At 69.6% G+C, this 23,382-nt stretch carries 17 protein-coding genes; 12 read left to right on the forward strand and 5 right to left on the reverse strand.

Annotation, left to right across the window (positions count from 1 at the left end):
- Nucleotides 1-175 precede the first annotated feature (175 nt).
- The 8 genes from SH922_RS27680 (at nucleotide 176) to SH922_RS27715 (ending at nucleotide 12,051) form a co-directional block, all read left to right on the forward strand.
- Nucleotides 176-526, forward strand: coding sequence for a DUF3817 domain-containing protein (locus tag SH922_RS27680; protein WP_393060526.1), 351 nt, complete (start codon nucleotides 176-178; stop codon nucleotides 524-526).
- On the forward strand, nucleotides 523-816 hold the full coding sequence (locus SH922_RS27685) for an MTH1187 family thiamine-binding protein (protein ID WP_030971479.1): 294 nt from the start codon (nucleotides 523-525) through the stop codon (nucleotides 814-816). Before SH922_RS27680 ends, SH922_RS27685 begins: the two co-directional genes overlap by 4 nt.
- A 181-nt stretch (nucleotides 817-997) precedes the next feature.
- Nucleotides 998-1,507 carry a MarR family winged helix-turn-helix transcriptional regulator gene (locus SH922_RS27690; protein WP_393063710.1) on the forward strand — a complete coding sequence of 170 codons (510 nt, stop codon included), beginning with the start codon at nucleotides 998-1,000 and terminating at the stop codon, nucleotides 1,505-1,507.
- Nucleotides 1,508-1,584: 77 nt separating this feature from the next.
- Nucleotides 1,585-1,920, forward strand: coding sequence for a DUF3817 domain-containing protein (locus tag SH922_RS27695; RefSeq protein ID WP_393060528.1), 336 nt, complete (start codon nucleotides 1,585-1,587; stop codon nucleotides 1,918-1,920).
- Nucleotides 1,921-2,038: 118 nt separating this feature from the next.
- Nucleotides 2,039-3,739, forward strand: a complete 1,701-nt coding sequence (locus SH922_RS27700; protein WP_393060530.1) for a methylmalonyl-CoA mutase — start codon at nucleotides 2,039-2,041, stop codon at nucleotides 3,737-3,739.
- A 484-nt stretch (nucleotides 3,740-4,223) separates the two neighbouring features.
- Nucleotides 4,224-4,409, forward strand: coding sequence for a hypothetical protein (locus tag SH922_RS27705; RefSeq protein ID WP_393060532.1), 186 nt, complete (start codon nucleotides 4,224-4,226; stop codon nucleotides 4,407-4,409).
- Nucleotides 4,410-4,440: 31 nt separating this feature from the next.
- Complete coding sequence (locus SH922_RS27710) at nucleotides 4,441-11,556, forward strand: nucleic acid/nucleotide deaminase domain-containing protein (protein WP_393060534.1); 7,116 nt, start codon at nucleotides 4,441-4,443, stop codon at nucleotides 11,554-11,556.
- 81 nt (nucleotides 11,557-11,637) lie between these two features.
- On the forward strand, nucleotides 11,638-12,051 hold the full coding sequence (locus SH922_RS27715) for a hypothetical protein (protein ID WP_393060536.1): 414 nt from the start codon (nucleotides 11,638-11,640) through the stop codon (nucleotides 12,049-12,051).
- 146 nt (nucleotides 12,052-12,197) lie between these two features.
- Here SH922_RS27715 and SH922_RS27720 read toward each other — a convergent pair whose 3' ends face one another.
- On the reverse strand, nucleotides 12,198-12,932 hold the full coding sequence (locus tag SH922_RS27720; RefSeq protein WP_393060538.1) for a hypothetical protein: 735 nt from the start codon (nucleotides 12,930-12,932) through the stop codon (nucleotides 12,198-12,200).
- A 157-nt stretch (nucleotides 12,933-13,089) separates the two neighbouring features.
- The gene (locus SH922_RS27725; protein ID WP_326657905.1) at nucleotides 13,090-13,719 is read right to left on the reverse strand and encodes a TetR/AcrR family transcriptional regulator; all 630 of its coding nucleotides are present in this window, start codon (nucleotides 13,717-13,719) and stop codon (nucleotides 13,090-13,092) included.
- Between the two features lie 317 nt (nucleotides 13,720-14,036).
- On the opposite strand from SH922_RS27725, the gene SH922_RS27730 reads away from it, so the two are divergent.
- The 4 genes from SH922_RS27730 to SH922_RS27745 all read left to right on the forward strand — a co-directional run bounded on the left by SH922_RS27730 (nucleotide 14,037) and on the right by SH922_RS27745 (nucleotide 18,299).
- On the forward strand, nucleotides 14,037-15,014 hold the full coding sequence (locus SH922_RS27730; protein ID WP_393060541.1) for a tetratricopeptide repeat protein: 978 nt from the start codon (nucleotides 14,037-14,039) through the stop codon (nucleotides 15,012-15,014).
- 600 nt (nucleotides 15,015-15,614) lie between these two features.
- Nucleotides 15,615-16,259, forward strand: coding sequence for a DUF6230 family protein (locus tag SH922_RS27735; protein ID WP_393060543.1), 645 nt, complete (start codon nucleotides 15,615-15,617; stop codon nucleotides 16,257-16,259).
- A 98-nt stretch (nucleotides 16,260-16,357) separates the two neighbouring features.
- Nucleotides 16,358-16,975 carry a DUF6114 domain-containing protein gene (locus tag SH922_RS27740; protein WP_393060545.1) on the forward strand — a complete coding sequence of 206 codons (618 nt, stop codon included), beginning with the start codon at nucleotides 16,358-16,360 and terminating at the stop codon, nucleotides 16,973-16,975.
- Nucleotides 16,965-18,299 (forward strand): hypothetical protein, encoded by a 1,335-nt coding sequence (locus SH922_RS27745; protein WP_393060547.1) that lies wholly within the window; start codon nucleotides 16,965-16,967, stop codon nucleotides 18,297-18,299. The genes SH922_RS27740 and SH922_RS27745 overlap by 11 nt, the downstream gene beginning before the upstream one ends.
- A gap of 97 nt (nucleotides 18,300-18,396) precedes the next feature.
- Here SH922_RS27745 and pyk read toward each other — a convergent pair whose 3' ends face one another.
- The 3 genes from pyk to pta form a co-directional block, all read right to left on the reverse strand.
- Complete coding sequence (gene pyk / locus SH922_RS27750; protein WP_393060549.1) at nucleotides 18,397-19,827, reverse strand: pyruvate kinase; 1,431 nt, start codon at nucleotides 19,825-19,827, stop codon at nucleotides 18,397-18,399.
- A gap of 74 nt (nucleotides 19,828-19,901) precedes the next feature.
- Nucleotides 19,902-21,143, reverse strand: a complete 1,242-nt coding sequence (locus tag SH922_RS27755) for an acetate kinase (RefSeq protein WP_393060551.1) — start codon at nucleotides 21,141-21,143, stop codon at nucleotides 19,902-19,904.
- Complete coding sequence (pta, locus tag SH922_RS27760) at nucleotides 21,140-23,221, reverse strand: phosphate acetyltransferase (RefSeq protein ID WP_393060553.1); 2,082 nt, start codon at nucleotides 23,219-23,221, stop codon at nucleotides 21,140-21,142. Before pta ends, SH922_RS27755 begins: the two co-directional genes overlap by 4 nt.
- Between the last annotated feature and the right edge of the window lie 161 nt (nucleotides 23,222-23,382).

Here is a 23,382-nt window from a genome sequence, read left to right on the forward strand (position 1 = left end):
ACGCATCCGGTACCGGACCCGGACGCAATCGGGACGTATCCCTTACGGAGCGGGTGGCGCGGGACCCGCCCGGGGCCGCCCCCGCTGCCGGGCGCCGCGGGCGGCGATGCCACAATGGGTGCCGCTTGTGCCTGCGTTCACAAGCTGTCACCGTCCTCCCACCGAAGGTGCCCCCGTGGACATCAAGACCGCTACCGCCCTGCACCGGCTGCGCCTCATCTCGATTCCCGAGGCGCTCTCCTTCCCCGCGCTGATCCTCTTCGGCTCGGTCCTGAGCCGGGTCTCCGACATCGACTTCCTGATGAAGCCGCTCGGCATGCTGCACGGCGTGCTCTTCGTGATCTACGTCGTCCTGCTGCTGGACGTGTGGAACAAGACCAAGTGGCCGCTCAAGCGCGTCGCGTTCTTCTTCCTCCTCTGCGTGCTGCCCTTCGGTGGTCTGTACGGCGACAAGGTGCTCAAGCGCTACGAGGCCGACGGCGTCATCGCCGCCCGGGCCCGCCGGGAAGGCACGGTCAGCGCATGATCGTCGCCTTCTCCGTCAGCCCGCTGGGTGTCGGCGAGGACGTCGGCGAGTACGTCGCCGACGCCGTCCGGGTCGTCCGCGAGTCGGGGCTGCCCAACCGCACGGACGCCATGTTCACCTCCATCGAGGGGGAGTGGGACGAGGTCATGGACGTAGTCAAGCGCGCCGTCGCCGCCGTCGAGGCGCGCGCCGGACGGGTCTCCCTCGTGCTCAAGGCTGACATCCGCCCGGGTGTCACCGACGGTCTGACCTCGAAGGTCGAGACGGTCGAGCGCTACCTCGCGGACTGACTCGCCGCGCCCGCCCGTACGAAGCCCCCTGCCGCACCCGGCAGGGGGCTTCGGTCATGGCGGAGGGTGGTGCTCCCGCCGTCGAGGTCCGCAGGAACGCTCCCGCACCCGCTCACCCGTATTCGGACCGAAGTTCGAGACAGGGAGGACCGGCATGTGGTCAATGGGTAAGGTCGATGCCGTGCCGAAGCCGCTCAGTCTCCCCTTCGATCCCATTGCCCGCGCCGACGAACTCTGGCAGCAGCGCTGGGGCCCGGTGCCCTCCATGGGGGCGATCACCTCGATCATGCGTGCGCAGCAGATCCTGCTCGCCGAGGTCGACGCGGTCGTCAAGCCGTACGGACTCACCTTCGCGCGGTACGAGGCACTGGTGCTGCTCACCTTCTCCCAGGCCGGAGAGCTGCCGATGTCCAAGATCGGCGAGCGGCTGATGGTCCATCCCACCTCCGTGACGAACACCGTGGACCGGCTGGTGCGCTCCGGCCTCGTCGACAAACGCCCCAACCCGAACGACGGTCGCGGAACACTCGCCTCCATCACCGACAAGGGCCGTGAGGTCGTCGAGTCCGCCACCCGTGAGCTGAACGCCATGGAGTTCGGTCTCGGGGTGTACGACGCCGAGGAATGCGCGGAGATCTTCGCTCTGCTGCGCCCGCTGCGCATCGCGGCCCAGGACTTCGAGGAGATCTGAGCGGGCCTCCGAGGGGGTCCGTTCCGGCCCCGGGCCCGCTGCAAGATCGCCCCGGGTGTCCGGTTACGCTCGATGGCATGAAACGCAGTGTGCTGACCCGCTATCGGGTGATGGCTTACGTCACCGCCGTCATGTTGCTGATCCTCTGCGTGTGCATGATCTTCAAGTACGGCTTCGACAAGGGTGAGGGGCTGACCCTCGTCGTCTCCCAGATCCACGGCGTGCTGTACATCATCTACCTGATCTTCGCCTTCGATCTCGGCTCCAAGGCGAAGTGGCCGATGGGCAAGCTGGCCTGGGTGCTGCTCTCCGGCACCATCCCGACGGCCGCGTTCTTCGTGGAGCGCAAGGTCGTCCGCGAGGTCGAGCCGCTGATCACGGACGCGTCCTCCGCCGTGACCGCGAAGGCCTGACCGGCGTAGGCCTGATCCGCGAAAGTTTGACCCGAAAAGCCTGACCGAACCGCCCCGTGCGAAGCACCGGGCGGTTTGTCATCGACATTTACTAGGACGTCCTAGTAAATTGATGAGTATGGACGCTGACGCGATCGAGGAAGGCCGCCTCCGCTGGCAGGCCCGTTACGACAAGGCCCGCAAGCGTGACGCGGACTTCACCACGCTCTCCGGGGACCCGGTCGAGCCCGTCTACGGTCCCCGGCCCGGGGACGCGTACGAGGGCTTCGACCGGATCGGCTGGCCCGGCGAGTACCCCTTCACCCGGGGGCTCCACGCGACCGGCTACCGCGGCCGTACCTGGACCATCCGGCAGTTCGCCGGCTTCGGCAACGCCGAGCAGACCAACGAGCGCTACAAGATGATCCTCGCCGCGGGCGGCGGCGGGCTGAGCGTCGCCTTCGACATGCCGACGCTGATGGGCCGGGACTCCGACGACCCCCGCGCGCTCGGCGAGGTCGGCCACTGCGGGGTGGCCATCGACTCCGCCGCCGACATGGAGGTCCTCTTCAAGGACATCCCGCTCGGCGACGTCACGACGTCGATGACGATCAGCGGCCCCGCCGTGCCCGTCTTCTGCATGTACCTGGTCGCCGCCGAGCGCCAGGGCGTCGACCCGGCCGTGCTCAACGGCACGCTGCAGACGGACATCTTCAAGGAGTACATCGCGCAGAAGGAGTGGCTCTTCCAGCCCGAGCCCCACCTGCGCCTCATCGGCGACCTGATGGAGCACTGCGCCCGCGACATCCCCGCCTACAAGCCGCTCTCCGTCTCCGGTTACCACATCCGGGAGGCCGGGGCCACGGCCGCGCAGGAGCTCGCGTACACCCTCGCCGACGGCTTCGGCTACGTGGAGCTCGGCCTCTCCCGCGGACTCGACGTCGACACCTTCGCCCCTGGCCTCTCCTTCTTCTTCGACGCGCACCTCGACTTCTTCGAGGAGATCGCCAAGTTCCGCGCGGCCCGCCGGATCTGGGCCCGCTGGATGAAGGAGACGTACGGCGCGAAGACCGACAAGGCGCAGTGGCTCCGCTTCCACACCCAGACCGCCGGCGTCTCGCTCACCGCCCAGCAGCCGTACAACAACGTCGTACGGACCGCCGTGGAGGCGCTCTCCGCCGTCCTCGGCGGCACCAACTCCCTGCACACCAACGCCCTCGACGAGACCCTCGCGCTCCCCTCCGCGCAGGCGGCCGAGATCGCGCTGCGCACCCAGCAGGTGCTGATGGAGGAGACCGGCGTCGCCAACGTGGCCGACCCGCTGGGCGGTTCCTGGTACGTGGAACAGCTCACCGACCGGATCGAGGCGGAGGCCGAGAAGATCTTCGACCAGATCAGGGAGCGCGGCACCCGGGCCCACCCGGACGGGCAGCACCCCATCGGGCCGATGACCTCCGGCATCCTGCGCGGCATCGAGGACGGCTGGTTCACCGGCGAGATCGCCGAATCGGCCTTCCAGTACCAGCAGTCGCTGGAGAAGGGCGACAAGCGGGTCGTCGGCGTCAACGTCGCGCTCGGCTCGGTCACCGGCGACCTGGAGATCCTGCGGGTCAGCCACGAGGTCGAGCGCGAGCAGGTGCGCGAGCTCGCCGGCCGCAAGGAGGGGCGCGACGACGCCCGGGTGGGCGCGGCGCTGGACGCGATGCTGGCCGCCGCCCGCGACGGCTCCAACATGATCGCGCCGATGCTCGACGCCGTACGCGCGGAGGCGACCCTCGGCGAGATCTGCGGGGTGCTGCGCGAGGAGTGGGGCACCTACACGGAGCCGCCCGGCTTCTGACGGCCCGCGGGAGCCCCGTGGCTCCGATCGTTCATGAGTCCTCGTCGGGTCCCCGGCGGGGACTCTGTGCTTGTGAGGTGTGGAGTCTCGTGGGCCAGGGCAGGCCGGCGGACCTGCCTTCCCGTCGGGTGGGCACTGGGGACATGTGTGCGCCCGGTGCACCAAGAAGCGGTCGCGTTCTCGGTGCTACGAGGTGCTCAGTTCCGATTGTGGAGCCCGGCCGGCCGTGTCGGGTAACAAGATGATCAACAAGCCGCTCGCTTTGTCCACCGCTGAGACCCATGACCTTTTGCTGAAGATTATTTGTTCTTCTCGTGAAGAACCGCACATGACATGGTCACAGAGCAAGCGGCAGCGTCGACTCGTGGGGAAGGCGGGCACGCCGGCAGTTGCCGCGCAAGGGGGAGTGCGACCCGGACGGTAGGCATCGCCTGTCATGCTCATGTAGAACAGCTGCCGGTCGATCCAAGAGATCAAAGCAGACATGTCAATGCTCAGAGATGTCGGCAGACGCCGGCGTCGCATACGTTCCACACTGGCCAGAGCCACTAGTGCGACGGCGCTCGTCACTGCCGCAGCCGTGCTGGCGGGTGTGTTCCAGGCTCCTCCGGCGCTGGCCGACCCGGCACCCCAGGAGGACACCGGGGTCAGCCGCAACAGCATCGGGTGAGGACGTTCGGCGTGACCGCTGCCTCGCCGGTGTGGCATTGCACGTTGGCGGTCCTCAGATGAAGGCCAAGGCCATCGAGGCCCTGACCGGCACCAACGAGCAGCTCCGCGAAGCCATCGGCGACATCGGCTGGATCGGCTTCGGCCCGCTGGGCGTTGCCGGAACCGCAGACAAGGAGGCCGGCAGCGCCTACGCGGACGCGAGTGCCCTGCGTACCGAGGAACTCGACGAGGCCAACAAGCCCTACCGCGAGTCCGCGTGGGCCAGCGATGACATGGAGTGGCACGCGCCCGTCTTCGGTGCGGACGTGAACTACTTCACCGCGATCAATCAGGTCCAGCTCGCCTCCCCGCTCGGGTGGGACGGCCACAGCGAGGCCAGCGACGAGGCGATCGCCCGGGCCCGCGCGATCACCGACGAGAACCAGGGCAAGGACAGCTGGCACGACGCCGCGGCGGACGTGATGCTGCGGGACGTCGGATACGGGTATTCGGGCGGAACCACCTCCAGCGACATCGCCTCCTACCTGCGACGTGGCGGATTCGCTTCCGAAGCACCGGCCGAGGACTCGGCTGAGTACCGCGTCGAGGTCGAAGACCTCAAGCAGGCCTGGATGGCCTGCGACTACCAGAACCCGATCGACCCGCGGCGCATGCTCAACGCCCCAGTCATGACCGCGATGGTCGAGTGGGAGGCGGAGTACGCGGGGCAGGCCCCCCAGCGCGCCACGGTCATCCAGGCCGAGGCGGACGCAGCCGCGGCAACCCAAGCCGCGACCGACGACATGATCGAGGCCATCAGGCAGGCCTGGATCGTCGAGCAGATCCTGACCTGGCGCAAGTACTGGCAGGACGACCTCGCCGACGATTCCGAAGAGAAGCCCGACCAGGCGTTCTACGACAAGGCCACGGCCGACCTGAACGCCGCCCGTACCAAGGTGGGCGCCCTGGTCGTCTCGTCCAAGGCACAGGCCGCCAAGGCCGCTACGGCCGCGCAGAAGGCCGCGACCGCGCAGCAGGAGGCCTGGGCCGTCGCGGACACGGCCCACGTGCCGCGCGGCCGGGGTCTGATGTACGCGCAGCAGTCGGTCCAGGTGGCCCGCGCCTCGGCGGCGGCCGCCACGGCCGCCGCGAAGGCAACCGAGACCGCGCTTTCCGCCGCCAACGCGACGATCGCTGACGCGGATGCCCTGCTCGCCAAGGCACAGACCGACTCGCACGCCATCAGCACCGAGTTCCGCCGTGTCGCCGCAGAGGAGGCCGCAGCTCAGGCCAAGGCCGCCGCCGACAGCGCCGAGACCAATGCCGGGGCCGCCGCCGACAGCGCGAAGACGGCGAAGGACGCTCGCACGACAGCGGAGCAGAAGCGCGACAAGGCCAAGGCCGCCGCCGCTACCGCTGCTTCCCAGCGGGCCAAGGCACAGACGGAGAAGGCCAACGCGGCCGCCTCCCGCGCGACTGCCGCCGCCGAGCGCACTAAGGCGCAGGAGGCCGAGCAGCGGGCGGCGACGCAGCAGACCAGTGCCAGCAGCGCCGATACGGCAGCCGAGACCGCGACGACCGACGCGACGGCGAAGCGCAAGCTCGCTACCGAGAAGGCGAAGGCCGCGCAGACTGCGCGCGAGAAGGCCGTCGCCGCGCGCCAGGCGAAGCAGGCTGTCGCGGCCCGCGCCGCCGCGCTAGAAGCCGCGGCCACCGCTGCCGAGGGCACCGCGGCCTCTGCCGAGACCCGGGCCGCGGCCACCGCGGCCCGTACGGCGGCGAACCAGGCCGCCCAGGCCGCCACCGCCGCGCAGACCGCGGCGGACGAGGCGACCACCGCCGCCGTCGGCGCGCGGACCGCCGCGACCACGGCGGAGGGCGCCGCCCAGCGTGCCAAGGCCAACGCGACTAAGGCGTGGTCGGCTTACCGCACGTCCCTTAGCGCGGCCTCTTCGGCGTACGCCGCCGCTGCCGTCGCCCTGGACGCGTCGCAGGACGCGGCGCTCCTCGCGGACAACGCCGCCACGGCGTCGGGGAACGCCACGAAACTGGCCGAGAAGGCCGAGCAGGAGGCCGCGGCCGCCGGGGCCGACGCGACCGCGGCCGTGAAGTCGGCTGCGACCGTGGTCGGCCGTGCCTACGCGGCCGGACAGGCGGCGCTCGCCGCGCGCGACAGCGCGAAGGCGGCGACCACCGCGTCCAATGAGGCCGTGGCGGCGGGGACCCCCTACCGGGTGACCGACAGTTCGGCCGCGTTCGCCGTACTCGTCGGGCAGTCGTCGAAGACGATCGCCGAGCAGCAGGCGGCAGCGGCCGAGGCCAAGGCCACCGAGGCGGCAGCGGCATCCGAGACGGCGCAGCAGGCTGCCACGCAGGCGACGGGTGACGCCAAGCTGGCCGCGGAGGCCGCCGCACGTGCCGCGAGCGATTCGGTGCGTGCCGTCGAGGCCGTGACCCGCGCCCGGGCGTCCGCCACTGAAGCGGCAGACGCCCGGAAGGGTGCCGGGAGCGCGTCCGCCGCAGCGGCCGGATACTCCGAGCAGGCAGGTACCGACGCGGCAAGTGCCCTTCTCCTCGCGAACGACGCGAGCGACACCGCCGCCGAGGCGGACCGCGAGGCGACCGACGCCGAGCGGCACGTCGCCGAGGCGAACGAGAAGGCCGGCCGGGCCGGGGAAGCCGCCGAGGGCGCCCAGGACAAGGCGACTCAGGCGGAGAAGGACGCCAAGGCCGCCGAGGACAAGGCATCCGACGCACAGGGCGACAGCACCGCCGCCGAGGACGCGGCGGCCCAGGCCGAGCAGGAACAGCGCGAGAAGAACGAGGCCGCGCACAAGGACGCGCTCGCCGAGGGCGTCACGCCCATCAAGGGCGGCGCCTCCAACTGGCCCGTCCTGGGGGACCGCGAGGAGAAGATCCTCCTGGACGCGTGCGGCCAGACCTGTGTCGACGACTACCGAGAGGGCCTCGCGGCCGTCTCGGTGGACATCGTCGCCTGGGCGACGGCCAACGGCGGACAGATCCTCTTCGAGGAACTCGACGCGGCCGAGGTGAAGAAGTGCCTGGCCGGCTACGACGTCGAGGACTGCCTCTGGGAGCTCGTCGACATCGGTTCCTCCGTCGCGATCGTGGGCCGCGTTCCCGCGCTCGCCCAGGCGGTCGAGAAGGTCTCAGCCGGCGTCCGGCAGATCTTCGTCGACGCCGACAACGCCCTGCGCCGGCTCACCGAGCTGACCGCCGTCCTCAGTGACGTCCGCTCGACCCCGCGCCTCAACCAGTGCCTCGCGGGAGTCGCCCTGCACGCGGGCGGCGCCAAGATGAAGGCCAAGGCCATCGAGGGCCTGACCGGGACCGACGAACAACTCGACGCCGTCATCGGCTGGATCGGGTTCATGCCCCTGGGGCAGGCCCGGGACCAGGACGAGAAGGACGGCTACGCCTTCCAGGACGCCATGGCCGCCCGTGAGGCCCTCCTGGAGGACGCCAACCGGCCGTACGCGATGAGCTCGTTCGACGACGGGATCACCCTGCACACGCCGGAGTTCGGCGAGGACGTCCTCGGGTTCACCCTGGCCTCCCAGGCCGAGCTGTCCCAGCGTCTGGGCTGGGACGACCACACCAACGCCGGCGACGAGGCGCTGGCGAAGGCCCGGGAGATCACCGAGCAGAACCGGGGCAAGGACACCTGGCACGACGCCGAGGCCGATGTCATGCTGCGGTCCTCCAACGTGAGCAACACCCGGTACTCCGGTGGTACCACCTCCGCGGACATCGCCTCCTACCTGCGGCACGGCGGCTTCCTCGACAAGAAGGTCACCGAAGGCACCGTCGAGTTCCGCATCGAGGTCGAGAACCTCAAGCAGGCCTGGGCCTCGTGCAACCACCAGGACCCGGTGGACCCGCGCAACTCCCTGAGCGAGGTCGTCTCGCAGGCCTCGGCCGAGTGGCAGGCGGAGTACGCCGGCCAGGCGGCCCCGCGCGCGGTCATCATGCAGGCGGAGGACGACGCCGCCGCCGCGACCCGGTCCGCAGCCGACAACATGGTCGAGGCCATCGGCCAGGCGTGGTTCGCCGACCAGATCCTGCGCTGGCAGAAGTACTGGCACGACCAGCTCGAGAACGACCCGGACGACATCCTCAAGCCGAAGCAGGCCCTCTTCGACAAGGCGAAGACGGACCTCGCGAAGGCCCGCGGCAGGGTTCAGGCACTCGTCACCACCTCCAAGCAGCAGGCCACCTCCGCCACCGCAGCCGCGCAGCGGGCGGTGACCGCCCAGCAGCAGGCCTGGGCGATCGCGGACGCCACCGATGTGCCGCGCGGCCGCGGGCTGCTCTACGCCCAGCAGTCGGTCCAGGTCGCCCGCGCCTCCGGTGCGGCCGCCACGGCCGCCGCGAAGGCGACGGAGACGGCTCTGAACGCGGCGAACGCGACCGTGTCGACGTCCGAGGCGCTGCTCGCCCTGGCGAAGACCGAAGCGCACGCGGTGAACACCGAGTTCCGCCGCATCGCCGCGCAGGAGGCCGCCTCCCAGGCGAAGGCCGCGGCGGACAGCGCCGACGCCTACGCGGCCTCGGCCGCGGCGAACGCCGCCATTGCCAAGAAGGCCAAGGAAACCGCTCTGGCGGAGGAGGAAGACGCCCGCAAGGCCGCGGCCGAAGCCCAACGGACGCGTGCCGTGGCCGAGCTCGAGCGTGCCAACGCGGCGGCCTATCGGGCCACCGCGGAGAGCGAGCGGGACAAGGCAGCCGCTCACGAGGCGGATGCGGTCGCGCAGGGCCGGATCGCTTCGGACGCCCGGATCTCCGCCGAGGCCGCGGGAACCACGGCGTCGACCCGCAGGGGTGACGCCGAACAGGCGGAGCGCGAGGCGGTCGCCGCCCGTGGCAGGGCCCTTGAGGCCGAGCAGCGGCGGGACTCGCTGAGTGCGAAGGCGGCAGCCCTGGAGGCCTATGCCGCCGCTGTGGACGGTACGGACGCCGCGGAGGCGGCCCGTGCCGCAGCGACCGACGCTCGCAGCGCCGCGACCACCGCAACCACGGCAGCCACCAACGCACGCGCGTCGGCGAACGCGGCCACGGCCGCCGCCACCAACGCCCGTGAGGCTGCCACCAAGGCACAGGGCGCGGCCTCGCGCGCCAAGGCAGCCTACGAGGCCACCTGGGCCTCGTACCTGAAGGCGGCCGGTGCCGCTGCGGCGGCCCACGCCGCAGCGGCCGAGGCGATTGACGCCTCCGAGGCGGCGGCACTCGATGCCAAGGGCGCCAAGGAGGAGTCGGCGAAGGCCTCTGCCGCAGCCAAGACAGCAAAGGAGGAGGCGGCTGCCGCTCGCGGTGAGGCGCTCCAGACAGCGTCCTGGGCGGCGACCACCGCCGGCAAGGCGCTCGCGGCCGTGCACTCGTCACTCGCGGCGCGGGACTCCGCGGCAGCGGTGAACAAGCCGGCGAACGAAGCGATCACGCTCGGCGGTCCCTACCAGGAGACTGACAGCTCAGCCGCGTTCGCCACGCTTCTCGGCCAGCAGTCCCTGACGGTCGCGCAGCAGCAGGCGGCCGCGGCGGCCGCTACGGCCGGCCTGGCCGAGGGGTTCTCCGCAGAGGCGAAGGCCCTCGCCGCCCAGGCCGCGGCGGACATGAAGCTCGCGGCGCAGGCGTCCGCGGCAGCGGCGTCCGACGCGGCCCGCGCCGCCAAGGCGTACCAACGGGCCCAGGCCTCGGCCACCCAGGCCGCGGCGGACGCGAAGCTCGCCCAAGCCTCCGCGACGCGCGCCGACGGCTACGCACAGGCGGCGGGCGCGGACGTGGCGAAGGCCTGGTCGGCGTCGAACGACGCTCAGCTGGACGCGACCGCGGCGGACAACGCGGCCACCGAGGCGGAGCACGACGCCGCTTCGGCCCGTGCCGCCGCCACCAAGGCCGAGGAGGACGCGGCCAGCGCCCGCGACACCGCCACCCAGGCGGAGACCGACGCGACGGCGGCGGAGGAGGCCTCCGAAGGCGCGTGGGACGCGGCGAACGAGGCCCAGGAAGCCGCGGACCGCACGGAGAAGGCCGACAACACCGAGCAGATCACGCAGGGCGCCACCACCGGGATCGGTGGGGTGTGGCAGGTCCTCGACCACATCGAGTACATCGGTGAACCCAAGAACGTCGTCAAGGACAACTGCAACCCGATCGTCCACGTCGGCAACTGCACGATCACGGCCGACATCACCTACAAGTCGCATGCCGACGTGTTCATGTGTCTGGCCTCGCCGGAGTCCTACTCGGGCAGCTGCCCGAACGCGGACACGATCTACCTCGGTACCGACGTCTCGGAGGTCCAGACCCGGCGGATGTCGCAGACGCTGACGATGGTCGAGTTCAACTCGGGCATCGATCCCATCGACGTCCTGCTGGGCGATTTCATCGGCTGCGCCAAGCTGATCAACCCGTTCACGGCGGGCGGCAGCTGGGGTGACTGTGCCTGGATCGTGGGCTTCATCGTGATCGGCGCGCTCTTCAAGGCGGGCAAGGCCGCAGTGACGGCGATGGATGCCGCCGCCAGGATGGAAATCAGCTTCGTCGAGGCGTGGAAGGCGCTAAGGGCCCTCAGTCTTTCCGACGCCGCCGTCGCCGGAATTGCCGGGAAGATGGCGGAGAAGTTCTACGCCGCTTGCCGGAAGGTCTCGCGGGTCGCCTCTGTCGCGCCGACGTCGCGGGTCGCGACCATCGTTCCGATGGGCACCATCGGGAGCCCGGTTTCCGAGTATTCCTGCATCGGGCTGATCGCCTACAACAGCACCGAACTCTCCAGCATGGCCTATCGGGCCAGAATCAAGGCGGGTTTCGGCATCTTCGGCAAGAAGAATGTGGCCGTCGCTAGGGTGCCGGGCTGGAACGACCCGGAGACCGGCGATCTCGTCGTCGGTTTCAGTAAGTACGAGAGCGGGCTTCACGCGGAGGACCACATCCTGGAGCAGCTGGCCAAAAAGGAAGTCTCACCGAAGAAGATCACGGAGCTCTACTCCGAACGGCAGCCGTGCCCCGCGTGCGGACCGAATCTGGAAAGCAAACTCGAGAAGGGCACAGAGATAACGTGGTCCGTGCAGTACGGCTCGGAGCCACTGATGAACGCCGCATTCCGGGATATGCTGTCGGATATGATTCAGGCCCAGGGACGCCCCTAGCGCCTGATCTCGACCCACTGATCCCGTAGGATGTAAAAGGGTGGGTGACCCGGCCGGGTCACCCACCCTTTTCCTGACCGCATGGCGAAATGGCAGCAGGTAGTGATGTTCGAAATCAAAAAGGCGAGTGAGGCGGAGATCGCCGAACGGAACGATCTGGCCGGTAAGGTGGCCCAAGCGTTGGCGAGGGCCGGATTCTCCGTGCATCGGGACGTGAACCAACCGGCTGCCGCGCTGGGCGCGCTGGTCTGGGCGGACCCGGCAGAAGGCTCCGAGGGCGGAGTCTTCGTCCAGTGGCTCATCGATCCGTCCCTCAGCCGAGCTGCAGCGGAAAGTGCGCAGAAGGGCGAGGTCCAGGCGCCGGCATTCCGGCATTTCGGCTTCGTGACCGAGCACATGTGCGCGACGCTGATCGCAATTCTCGGATCTGCGGGCTTTCGGGCCGGCGACGCCGACGACGATATGAGTCCCTTCCTGATCCGTGTCGAAGGCTGATCTCCGGGGGGAGGGGCCGGGCCGGCCGGCGTAGTCGCCCCGACCCGAGCAGGGGTATCGGCTCCTGACCACGGCCCGCGCGGACGGGCCTGAGAACGGCCCGCGCGGACGGGATGGAACCCCCCCGTCCGCGCGGGCCGGCTGCGTCAGCCCGTCTCACCCGCGATCCGGTCGAGCTGCGCCTGGATGAAGCTCTTCGGGATCGCCGCGTTCTTCATGTCGAGCATGTTCACGCCGTAGAACGCGGCGATGACACCACCGCTGCGAACGACCGTGTACGTCATCGGCACCTTCTGCTTGCCGATGTCACCCGTGATCCGGTAGTCGACGCTCTCGTCGCCGAGCTCGGTCGCAGGAAGCTTCTCCACCTTGCCGTACGTGAGGCCCAGCGTCTTGAACCCCTTGGGGCACGCGGTGACCGCAGTGCGGAGATCCTTCATGACCTGAGTGGCGTTCTTCTCGGAGTGCGAGGCGAGCCACATCGAGCCGACGGTCGCATTGGTCGCCTTGACCGGCTGGAGGGACCGGTGCGCCTCGCTCACCGCAGGGATGTGCGTAAAGCCGCCGATGAGACTGGCGAGGGGCTGACAGACCTTCTTGTCCGCCTTCATCCCGCGTCCGGCCTCGACCTCTGCCTTGGCCACCTTCTTGGCGTTGATCCCCTTGGTCGTTCCCGTGAGAGTCGCCTTTTCGAGGTGCTCGGTGTCGAGGGCGCCGACGCGCTTTGCCTCTGCGGCTTCCTTCTCCTCGGCGCTCTGCGTGCTTTTCGCGCTCGCCTTCGGCTTTCCTTCACTGGAATCTGCCGACTCGCCGCTGCACGCGGAGATCACCAGCAGCGTCGACAAAACGGAAGCGATCGGAAGGGCCCTACGCAGTCTCACGTTCTTGTTCTTTCCTGGCGTCTCTCGCGGGCGAAGGCAAAGCGAAATGATCTTACCGGCGACAGGAAGTTTCCCTCGTTACAATTTGAGATCAGCTCAATCTGGCATGACGCTCATATTGGGCATATCGCATGCCCTGGTCCCACGAAGGCCCGGGCTAACCCGCAGCGGCCGCGCCCAGCCCCGCCAGCAGCAGCAGCGTGAAGCGCCGGGCCCAGTCCTCGTCGACGGGCTCGGCGCTCACCAGTGCCCGGTGGACCACCGCACCGGCGATCACATCGAAGATCAGGTCGGCGGTCAGCGCCGCCGTGGCCTCGTCCTGCTCGACGGGCAGTTCGCCCCGCTCCTGCGCCCGCTGCCGGCCCTGGAGGACGAGGCGCTTCTGCCGGTTCACGATCGAGTCGCGGATCCGGGTCCGCAGCGCCTCGTCGCGGGTCGACTCCGCGACCACCGCCATCAGCGCCGTCTGGGTCTCCGGCCGCTCCAGCAGCGCGGCGAACTGCAGCACCACCGCCTGCACATCGGCGGACAGGCTACCCAGGTCCGGCAGTTCCAGCTCGTCGAAGAGCACCGCCACGGCGTCCACGACCAGTTCGTTCTTGCCGGCCCAGCGCCGGTACAGGGTCGTCTTGGCGACCCCCGCGCGCGTCGCCACATCACCCATCGTCAGCTTCGACCAGCCGAGGTCGACCAGTGAGGCTCTGGTGGCCTCGAGGATCGCCTCGTCGGCCGCGACACTGCGCGGACGTCCCGTTCGGGAGGGTTTGGGGTGGCTTCGGCTCAGCATCCCGCGACCATACCCGCCGGTAGCTAGTTCCGGCCGACCCCGTTCACCGTGAGACAGATCACCGAACACTCTTGTGCATCGAGGGTGAGGGCCAGTTACGCTACGGGTCGTAGCGTAAGAGCGACGGTCCAGCCGTTGTGGCGCCACGAACGAGCAACAGCCACAGGCGCCGGGTGGGGACCGGGCGCCGAACCGGGTCTTTCAGGGGCCCTCGGACCGTGTCTGTCCGTGCACCTCGCACACCGGCGGGGGCTGCGGACGGGCGCGGTTCCCGTAACGCTTTCCGGAACAGGGCGACGAGGGGGGAGGATGTACGCATGCAGCCTAGGAACATGTCCATGAGCGGCGTCGTCGACCTCGCCGCGGTGAAGGCGGCCGGTGAGGCCAAGGTGAAGGCGGAGCAGGCCCGTGCCGAGTCCGCCCGGCAGGGCGGCCCCGCAGCCGTGCCCCCGTCCTCCCTCGTGATCGATGTCGATGAGGCGGGTTTCGAGAGCGACGTCCTCCAGCGCTCCGCCGAAGTCCCCGTCGTCATCGACTTCTGGGCCGAGTGGTGCGAGCCGTGCAAGCAGCTGGGTCCGCTCCTGGAGCGCCTGGCCCACGAGTACAACGGCCGGTTCCTGCTGGCCAAGGTCGATGTCGACGCCAACCAGATGCTGATGCAGCAGTTCGGGATCCAGGGCATCCCGGCCGTCTTCGCGGTCGTCGCCGGACAGGCGCTGCCCCTCTTCCAGGGCGCCGCCCCCGAATCCCAGATCCGGCAGACGCTGGACCAGCTGATCCAGGTCGGCGAGGAGCGGTTCGGGCTCACCGGTATTCCGGTCGACCAGGACGCGGCGGGCCCGGACGCGGCCACCGAAGCCCCTGAGGTGCCCGCAGGGCCGTACGACGCGCTTCTGGAGGCGGCCGCGCAGGCGCTGGACGCCAATGACTTCGCCGGCGCTGTGCAGGCGTACAAGAACGTCCTCTCCGACGACCCGGCCAACAGCGAGGCCAAGCTCGGCCTCGCGCAGGCGGAACTCCTGGCCCGGGTCCAGAAGATGGACCCGCAGCAGGTCCGCAAGGCTGCCGCCGAGAACCCGGGGGACGCGGACGCGCAGATCGCCGCGGCCGACCTCGATCTGGTCGGCGGTCATGTCGAGGACGCGTTCGGGCGTCTCGTCGAAACGGTCCGACGGAATTTCGGCGACGAGCGGGACCGGGTACGGGTCCGCCTGCTGGAGCTCTTCGAGGTGATCGGCCCCGACGATCCGCGCGTCGGCGCCGCGCGCACCGCACTCGCGCGCGTCTTGTTCTGATCTGACAACACGGCCGTGGCTCCCGGTGGGGGTCACGGCCGTTTTCGCGTTCTGGCGATAAGAGACCCCTCTGCTTTACCAAATCTTGATAAAAGCACGGCCTGTTACTCGCAGTAAATCGATCATCGCGATCTGTCCGATTTCACTCCCCAATGATGGCTTTCGTCTGCCGGGCCGGGGCAACCCTGTGTGGCCGCTCGGTGCCGCGCGGTCGCGGGTCGGTTATCGGGCCGTTACTAGCGAGTAACGAACCCCCTTGTGTCACGGCCGCGAATGGACCACGATCGGCCACGCTCGGTCCAATAACGCCAGTCCGGCTGCCAGTCGGTGCGGCGGCTCTGTTGGGTCCCCACCGAGTGGGTCGGCGGCAGTGGCGCCGACTCCGGACAGGGGGGTTCCTGCTGACCGGCAGGGCCTGTCCGAAACAGGTTGCGCGAACGCGTGGCCAGTGGTTGTCGCTCGGGGGTGATCGCCAGTGATTCGGGCGCGGTTCAAGCCTCCGTTTGCAGGCGCTCTCCTTTCCGAGGACGTAGCACTTCTCCCATCCCAGGTCGGGCAGGATGCCAGGCCGGAGATGTACGTCCGAGAAGGAGGAAAAGTATGAGTTCCCAGGTTCGCGGTGGCACGAGATGGAAGCGTTTCGCTGTCGTCATGGTGCCGAGCGTCATAGCCACCGCCGCGGTGGGTGTCGGTCTGGCACAGGGCGCGCTCGCCGCGTCGTTCAGCGTGTCCGGCCAGGAGTTCAAGGTCAGCGCGGATGAGCTGGTCGGCCATGACTTCGTGCAGTACGGCAGTGTGGCGACCGGTAAGGACCTCAAGGGCAAGGACCAGGCGGCCCCGGTCGCCGTGTCGGGGTTCCACGACGCCACCATCACCAACATGTGCCAGTCGGTCGTCACTCCTGACCTGCCGTTCGGTCTCGGCAGCATCACGCTGCAGCTCAAGGCCGGCACCGGCAAGGACAAGGTCTACGCCGAGGGTCTGTACCTCGATGTGTCGCAGCTCGACGCGGACGCCGAGTTCAAGAACATCGACATCGGCGTCGCTGCCGGTTCGCTGAAGCGCAACGACAAGGGCACGGGCATCCAGCCCGGAACCCAGGCCAACCCCTACGGGTTCTCGCAGCGGGCCGAGGAAGCCAAGCTGACGGGCGTCAAGCAGCAGGCGTGGGCCACGACGGCCGGCACCTTCAAGCTTCCTGACCTGAAGCTGAGGCTGCTCAAGGGCGTCAAGGAGTGCTACTAAGCACTCGCCCGGGTGGCCGGGGTACGCCTCGCAGCGGACCCCCGGCCACCCACCCTTCTCTTTCTCACAGCAGTACCGGTTCCAGGGAGCTGTTTTCCATGAGCCCCGAATCCCAAGGGCAGAACGAGCACTACCTCAGCGTCTACCGGCGGAGCTTCCGCACCTGGCGGGGTAACCGGCCGTTCTGGGCGGGCCTGTTCACCATGCTGGGCGGTGTACCCATCGCGTACTTCCCGTACGCGAACATGCACCTCGGCAACATGACGCTGGCCATGTCCACCACCGCGGGCGCCGGATCGCTCATCATCGGGGTCCTGCTGATCACACTGGGTCTGACGATGTGGTTCCACCACATCGTCCGGGTGTTCGCCGGTGTCGCGTCGATCCTGCTGGCGCTGATCTCCATACCCGTCGCCAACATCGGCGGCTTCTTGATCGGCTTCCTGTTCGCCCTTATCGGTGGCGCACTCTCCGTCTCCTGGGTCCCGGGCGAGCCGAAGGCGGACGAACCCGGCCCGGCCCAGGGCCTTCTCGGCGAGGAGGAGCCGGAACTTCTGGGCGCGGAAGCGCTGGACGGTAGCTCGTTCGCGAAGGACGGGCAGGCCGCCCCGGTCCATCCCGAGGGTGCGCTCCACGGGATGGGTGTTCCCGAGCAGCAGCCGGCGCAGTACGACACGACAGTTGAGGTCGACGGCGGGAGGCATCGTGCGGGGTGACGACAGGCAGGTGAACGCCTCGGGCGAGGGCGGGCTCGAGGAGCGAAGAGGGCCGCGCCACGCAGCCCCCAGGAAGTCGCTGCTGACGAAGCTGCACATGCCTGCCGGCAAGAAGGCGTTCGCGCTCGCCGCGATGCCGACGGCGGTCTTCGTCGGGATGGGGCTCACCCCGAAGCTCGCGATGGCCGACGACAGCACGGACATCCCCTTCGCGCCCGGCCCCTGTGTGACGCGCTCCGACGAGCCGAGCGAGTCGGCGGATCCGTCGCCCTCGGCGTCGAAGACGCCGTCCCCGTCGGCCACCGAGAGCGCCAAGCCCACGCCGGACAAGAGCGGCGAGGCGACCCCGAAGCCCACGGCCACCCCGTCGGCGAGCGCCACGGACGAAGCGACGGCCGACGCGACGGCCGACGCGGCCAGGACGAGCGCCGACGCCCCCGCTGCGACGGCGAGCCCGAGTCCCACCCCCACGAAGTCGACGAACCCGCTCGACCCGCTGGGAGTCGGAGACGCGCTCAAGGACCTCTTCGACGGACCGGACAAGGAGACGGAGAGCCCGACCGCCAGTGCCACCACTGCGGCCCCGGAGCCCTCGGAGTCCGCCACCGCGGAGGCCACGGACAAGGCGGCCGGCAATACAGCCGACGGGTCCGCCGAGAAGCCCGTCGAGAAGGTCACGGACGCGGCGAAGGGCACGGTCGACAAGACCACCGACGCCATCCGCGAGGCGGCGGAGAAGGCCGGGAAGCCGGTCGAGGAGCTCGACGAGGACGTCAAGGGGCTCGACCCCAAGGCGGACGAGGACATCCCGGACGGCGCCAAGCAGCCCTTCCCGTGCCCGACCGCCGACCCGGAGGCCCTGGCCGCGGCCGATCTGGAGCAGGGCATCCCCCGCCTCCCGAACGACCCGTGGATCCTGGAGAGTTCGATGCTCACCCTGAGCGGACTCGACTACAAGGGCATCGTCGAGGTGGAGAAGGGCGACGGCACCACGAAGAAGGTGCTGAAGTTCACCGCCTCCTCCGTCGACATCAAGGACCTTCACCAGCTGACGGTCGGCCCGATGGACGGCGTGACGGGTCACGTGAAGGCGCGGAAGGGCTCCACGTCCACCATCCGCAACGGCACGGTGACGATGTACACGGAGGAGCTGAAGGGCAACCTCTTCGGCCTCATCCCGATCACCTTCAGCCCGGAGACCCCGCCGCCGCTGAACGTGCCGTTCGCCTTCTTCACCAACGTGAAGGTGACGCAGGCCGGCCAGTTCGGCGGGACGCTGACGGTGCCCGGTCTGCAGAACTACTTCACCCAGGGCACCGGCTGACGCACCCTGACCCGTCCGGGAGCCGCAGAAAGACTGTGGGCCGTACCCCTTCCTTCGGGGTACGGCCCACAGTCATGTCCGGGGCGGACGCGCGCGGTCAGTCGCGGCTCTGGCCGCCCACGTGGTGCACGCGCACCATGTTGGTCGTGCCGGGGATGCCGGGAGGCGAGCCGGCCGTGATGACCATCGTGTCGCCGTTGCTGTAGCGGTTCAGCTTCCGCAGCTCCGCGTCGACCAGGTCCACCATGGCGTCCGTGTTGTCCACGTGCGGGACCACGTAGGCCTCGACGCCCCAGCTGAGGGCCAGCTGGTTGCGGGTCGACTCGTCCGTGGTGAAGGCCAGGATGGGCTGGGCGGCACGGTAGCGGGAGAGGCGGCGGGCGGTGTCGCCGGACTGGGTGAAGGCGACCAGTGCCTCACCGTTCAGGAAGTCCGCGATCTCGCAGGCCGCGCGGGCCACCGAACCACCCTGGGTGCGGGGCTTCTTGCCCGGCACCAGCGGCTGGAGGCCCTTGGAGAGCAGCTCCTCCTCGGCGGCGACGACGATCTTCGACATCGTCTTGACCGTCTCGATCGGGTACGCGCCCACGGAGGACTCCGCGGACAGCATGACCGCGTCGGCACCGTCCAGGATCGCGTTGGCGACGTCGGACGCCTCGGCGCGCGTCGGGCGCGAGTTGGTGATCATCGACTCCATCATCTGGGTCGCCACGATCACCGGCTTGGCGTTGCGCCGGCAGAGCTCCACCAGGCGCTTCTGCACCATCGGGACCTTCTCCAGCGGGTACTCGACGGCGAGGTCGCCACGGGCGACCATCACACCGTCGAACGCCATGACGACGCCCTCCATGTTGTCGACGGCCTGCGGCTTCTCGACCTTGGCGATGACGGGGACCCGGCGGCCCTCCTCGTCCATGACCTTGTGGACGTCCTTGACGTCGCTCGCGTCCCGCACGAAGGAGAGCGCGACCAGGTCACAGCCCATCCGCAGGGCGAAGCGCAGGTCGTCGATGTCCTTCTCGGACAGGGCGGGGACGTTGACCGCCGCACCCGGCAGGTTGATCCCCTTGTGGTCGGAGATCACCCCGCCCTCGATGACGATGGTGTGGACGCGGGGGCCGTCCACGGAGACGACCTTCAGCTCGACGTTGCCGTCGTTGATCAGGATCGGGTCGCCCTTGGTGACGTCGCCGGGCAGACCCTTGTAGGTCGTGCCGCAGATCGACTTGTCCCCGGGGACGTCCTCGGCGGTGATGACGAACTCGTCCCCGCGGACCAGTTCGACGGGGCCCTCGGCGAACTTCGCGAGGCGGATCTTCGGGCCCTGGAGGTCGGCGAGCACGCCGACCGCCCGGCCGGTCTCGGCGGCGGCCTTGCGGACCCGGTCATAACGACCCTGGTGCTCCGCGTGGGAACCGTGACTGAAGTTGAATCGGGCCACGCTCATGCCGGCCTCGATCAGAGCGACGAGCTGCTCATGGGAGTCGACGGCGGGACCGAGGGTGCAGACGATTTTGGAACGGCGCATGAGGCGGATCCTATCGGTTTGTTTCGCTGCGGAATATTCCGTCTGGTGGAAGATACAAAGGGGCGCGGGGGTGCTCAGTTGTCGACCAGTGCGAAGGTCTGACCGGCGATCTCCAGCTCCTCGTCCGTCGGCACCACGGCGACCGCGACCCGTGCGTAATTCGGCGAGATCAGCCGCGGTTCGCCGGACCGTACGGCGTTGAGATCCGCGTCCACCACAAGGCCGAGCTCCTCCAGACCCGCGATGGCAGCCTCCCGTACCGGAGCCGAGTTCTCCCCGACCCCGGCCGTGAACACGACCGCGTCCACCCGCCCGAGGACCGCCGAATAGGCGCCGATGTACTTCTTCAGCCGGTGGACGTAGATGTCGAAAGCGAGCGCGGCCCGCTCGTCGCCCTCGTCGACCCGGCGCCTGATCTCCCGCATGTCGTTGTCGCCGCAGAGGCCGACCAGACCGCTCTTCTTGTTGAGAAGTTCATCGATCTCGTCGGCGGACATGCCCGCCACCCGCTTGAGGTGGAAGGTGACCGCCGGATCGATGTCCCCGGAACGCGTACCCATGACCAGCCCCTCCAAGGGGGTCAGTCCCATCGAGGTCTCCACGCACCGGCCGCCCGCCACGGCCGAGGCCGAGGCGCCGTTGCCCAGGTGCAGCACGATGACGTTGACGTCCTCGGGGGCGCTGCCCAGCAGCTCGGCCGTCTTGCGGGAGACGTACGCGTGCGAGGTGCCGTGGAATCCGTAGCGGCGGATCCGGTGGGCGTCGGCCGTCTCCACGTCGATCGCGTACCGCGAGGCGTATTCCGGCATCGTCGTGTGGAACGCGGTGTCGAAGACCGCCACCTGCGGCAGGTCGGGGCGCAGCGCCTGGGCCGTACGGATGCCGGTGATGTTCGCCGGGTTGTGCAGCGGCGCCACCGGCACCAGGCGCTCGATCTCCTTCAGCACCTCGTCCGTGATCACGGTCGGTTCGGTGAACCGCAGCCCGCCGTGCACCACTCGGTGGCCGATGGCGGCCAGCTCGGGGGAGTCCAGCCCGAGCCCGTCGGCGGCGAGTTCCTCGGCGGCCGCCCTGAGCGCCGCCTCGTGGTCGGGGATCCGGCCGATGCGCTCCCGGGGCTCTCCGCCGCCGCCGGCCAGCGGGGTGTGGACGAGCCGGGAGGTCTCCTCGCCGATCCGCTCGACCAGGCCGGCCGCGAGCCGGGAGTGGTCGCGCATGTCGAGGAGCTGGTACTTCACGGAGGAGGATCCGGAGTTGAGGACGAGCACCCGGCTCGCTCCGGTGCCTGCTGTGTCTTCTGCGGTGGGGGTGGTCATGCGGGTCGCTCCTCGCCCTGTGCCTGGATCGCCGTAATGGCCACGGTGTTGACGATGTCCTGGACGAGTGCGCCCCTTGACAGGTCGTTGACGGGCTTGCGCAGCCCCTGGAGGACCGGGCCGACGGCCACGGCGCCCGCCGAGCGCTGCACGGCCTTGTAGGTGTTGTTGCCGGTGTTCAGGTCCGGGAAGATGAGGACCGTCGCCTGGCCCGCCACCTCGGAGCCGGGCAGCTTCGTCGCGGCGACGCTCGGCTCCACCGCGGCGTCGTACTGGATCGGGCCCTCGATCATCAGGTCCGGGCGGCTCGCGCGCACCCGGTCCGTCGCCTCACGGACCTTGTCGACGTCGGCGCCCGCGCCCGAGGTCCCGGTCGAGTACGAGAGCATCGCGATCCGGGGCTCCACGCCGAAGCGGGCGGCGGTGACCGCGGACTGCACGGCGATGTCCGCGAGCTGCTCCGCGTTCGGGTCCGGGTTGACCGCGCAGTCGCCGTACACCAGGACCTTGTCGGCGAGGCACATGAAGAACACCGACGAGACGATCGACGCGTCCGGCTTCGTCTTGATGATCTCGAAGGCCGGCCGGATCGTCGCCGCGGTGGAGTGCACGGCCCCGGAGACCATGCCGTCCGCGAGCCCCTCCTGGACCATCAGGGTGCCGAAGTAGTTGACGTCCGAGACGACGTCGTACGCGAGCTCGACCGTCACTCCGCGGTGGGCGCGCAGCTGCGCGTACCGCTCCGCGAACGCCTGGCGCAGCTCGGAGGTCTGCGGGTCGATCAGCTGGGTGCCGGCCAGGTCGATGCCGAGGTCCGCGGCCTTCTTGCGGATGACGTCGGGGTCGCCGAGCAGCGTGAGGTCGCAGACGTCGCGCCGCAGCAGTACGTCGGCGGCGCGCAGCACCCGTTCCTCGGTGCCCTCCGGCAGCACCACCCGGCGCCGGTCCGCGCGCGCCTGCTCCAGCAGCTCGTGCTCGAACATCATCGGAGTGACCCGGCCGCTGCGGGCGACCGAGATCCGGTCGAGGAGGGCCCCGGTGTCGACATGTCGCTCGAAGAGGCCCAGCGCCGTCTCGGCCTTGCGCGGCGTCGCCGCGTTCAGTTTGCCCTCCAGGGCGAAGAGCTCCCCGGCCGTGGGGAAGGAGCCGCCGGCCACCGAGACGACCGGGGTTCCCGGTGCGAGCCGTGCGGCCAGCTTGAGTATCTCCTCGCCCGGCCGCTCGTTCAGCGTCAGCAGCACGCCCGCGATGGGCGGTGTCCCGGCGCTGTGCGCGGCCAGCGAGCCGACCACCAGGTCCGCCCGGTCCCCGGGGGTCACCACGAGGCACCCCGGGGTCAGTGCCTTCAGCAGATTCGGCAGCATCGCGCCGCCGAACACGAAGTCCAGGGCGTCCCGCGCCAGGCCCGCGTCGTCACCGAGCAGCACCGTGCCGTCCAGGGCCGCGGTGATCTGCGCGACCGTCGGCGCGGAGAGTGCCGGGTCGTCGGGCAGCACCGAACAGGGCACCGGCAGCGTGGCCGAGAGCCGCTCCGCGATCACCTCACGGTCCGCGGAGGCCACCCGGTTCACGATCATCGCCAGCACGTCGCAGCCCAGACCGGCGTACGCGCGGTACGCGTTGCGGGTCTCGGCCTTCACCGACTCCGCGTCCTGGCCCTGGCCGCCGACCACCGCGAGGACCGAGGCGCCGAACTCGTTGGCGAGGCGTGCGTTCAGGGCCAGCTCGTCGGGGAGCTGGGTGGCGGCGAAGTCGCTGCCGAGGACGAGCACCACCTCGTACTCCGCGGCCACCCGGCGGAAGCGCTCGACGAGCCGGGAGACCAGTTCGTCGGTACCCTGCTCCGCCTGGATCGCCGAGGCCTGGTGGTAGTCGAGGCCGTAGACGGTTCCCGGGTCCTGGGAGAGCCGGTAGCGGGCCCGCAGCAGCTCGAACAGCCGGTCGGGGTCGTCGTGGACCAGGGGCCGGAAGACCCCGACCCGGTCCACCTGACGCGTCAGTAGCTCCATGACTCCCAGATCGACGACCTGACGGCCGTCTCCCCGGTCGATCCCGGTCACGTACACGCTGCGCGTCACGCGTGCTCTCCCGTCATCTCTTGTCCGGTACGTTGTCCGGTTCGAGTGGTATCGCCTGTTTGACGATACCTGCGGGGACCGAGAGGTCGCCCGCCGGGCGAAAGCCCCTGGTCGCAGCCGTCGTAGCAGCCGCCGCAGCCGGTCCGGCCGCCCATGGAGCA

Origin of the sequence: Streptomyces sp. LN549 (assembly GCF_043203805.1) — a bacterium.
Taxonomy (GTDB): Bacteria; Actinomycetota; Actinomycetes; order Streptomycetales; family Streptomycetaceae; genus Streptomyces.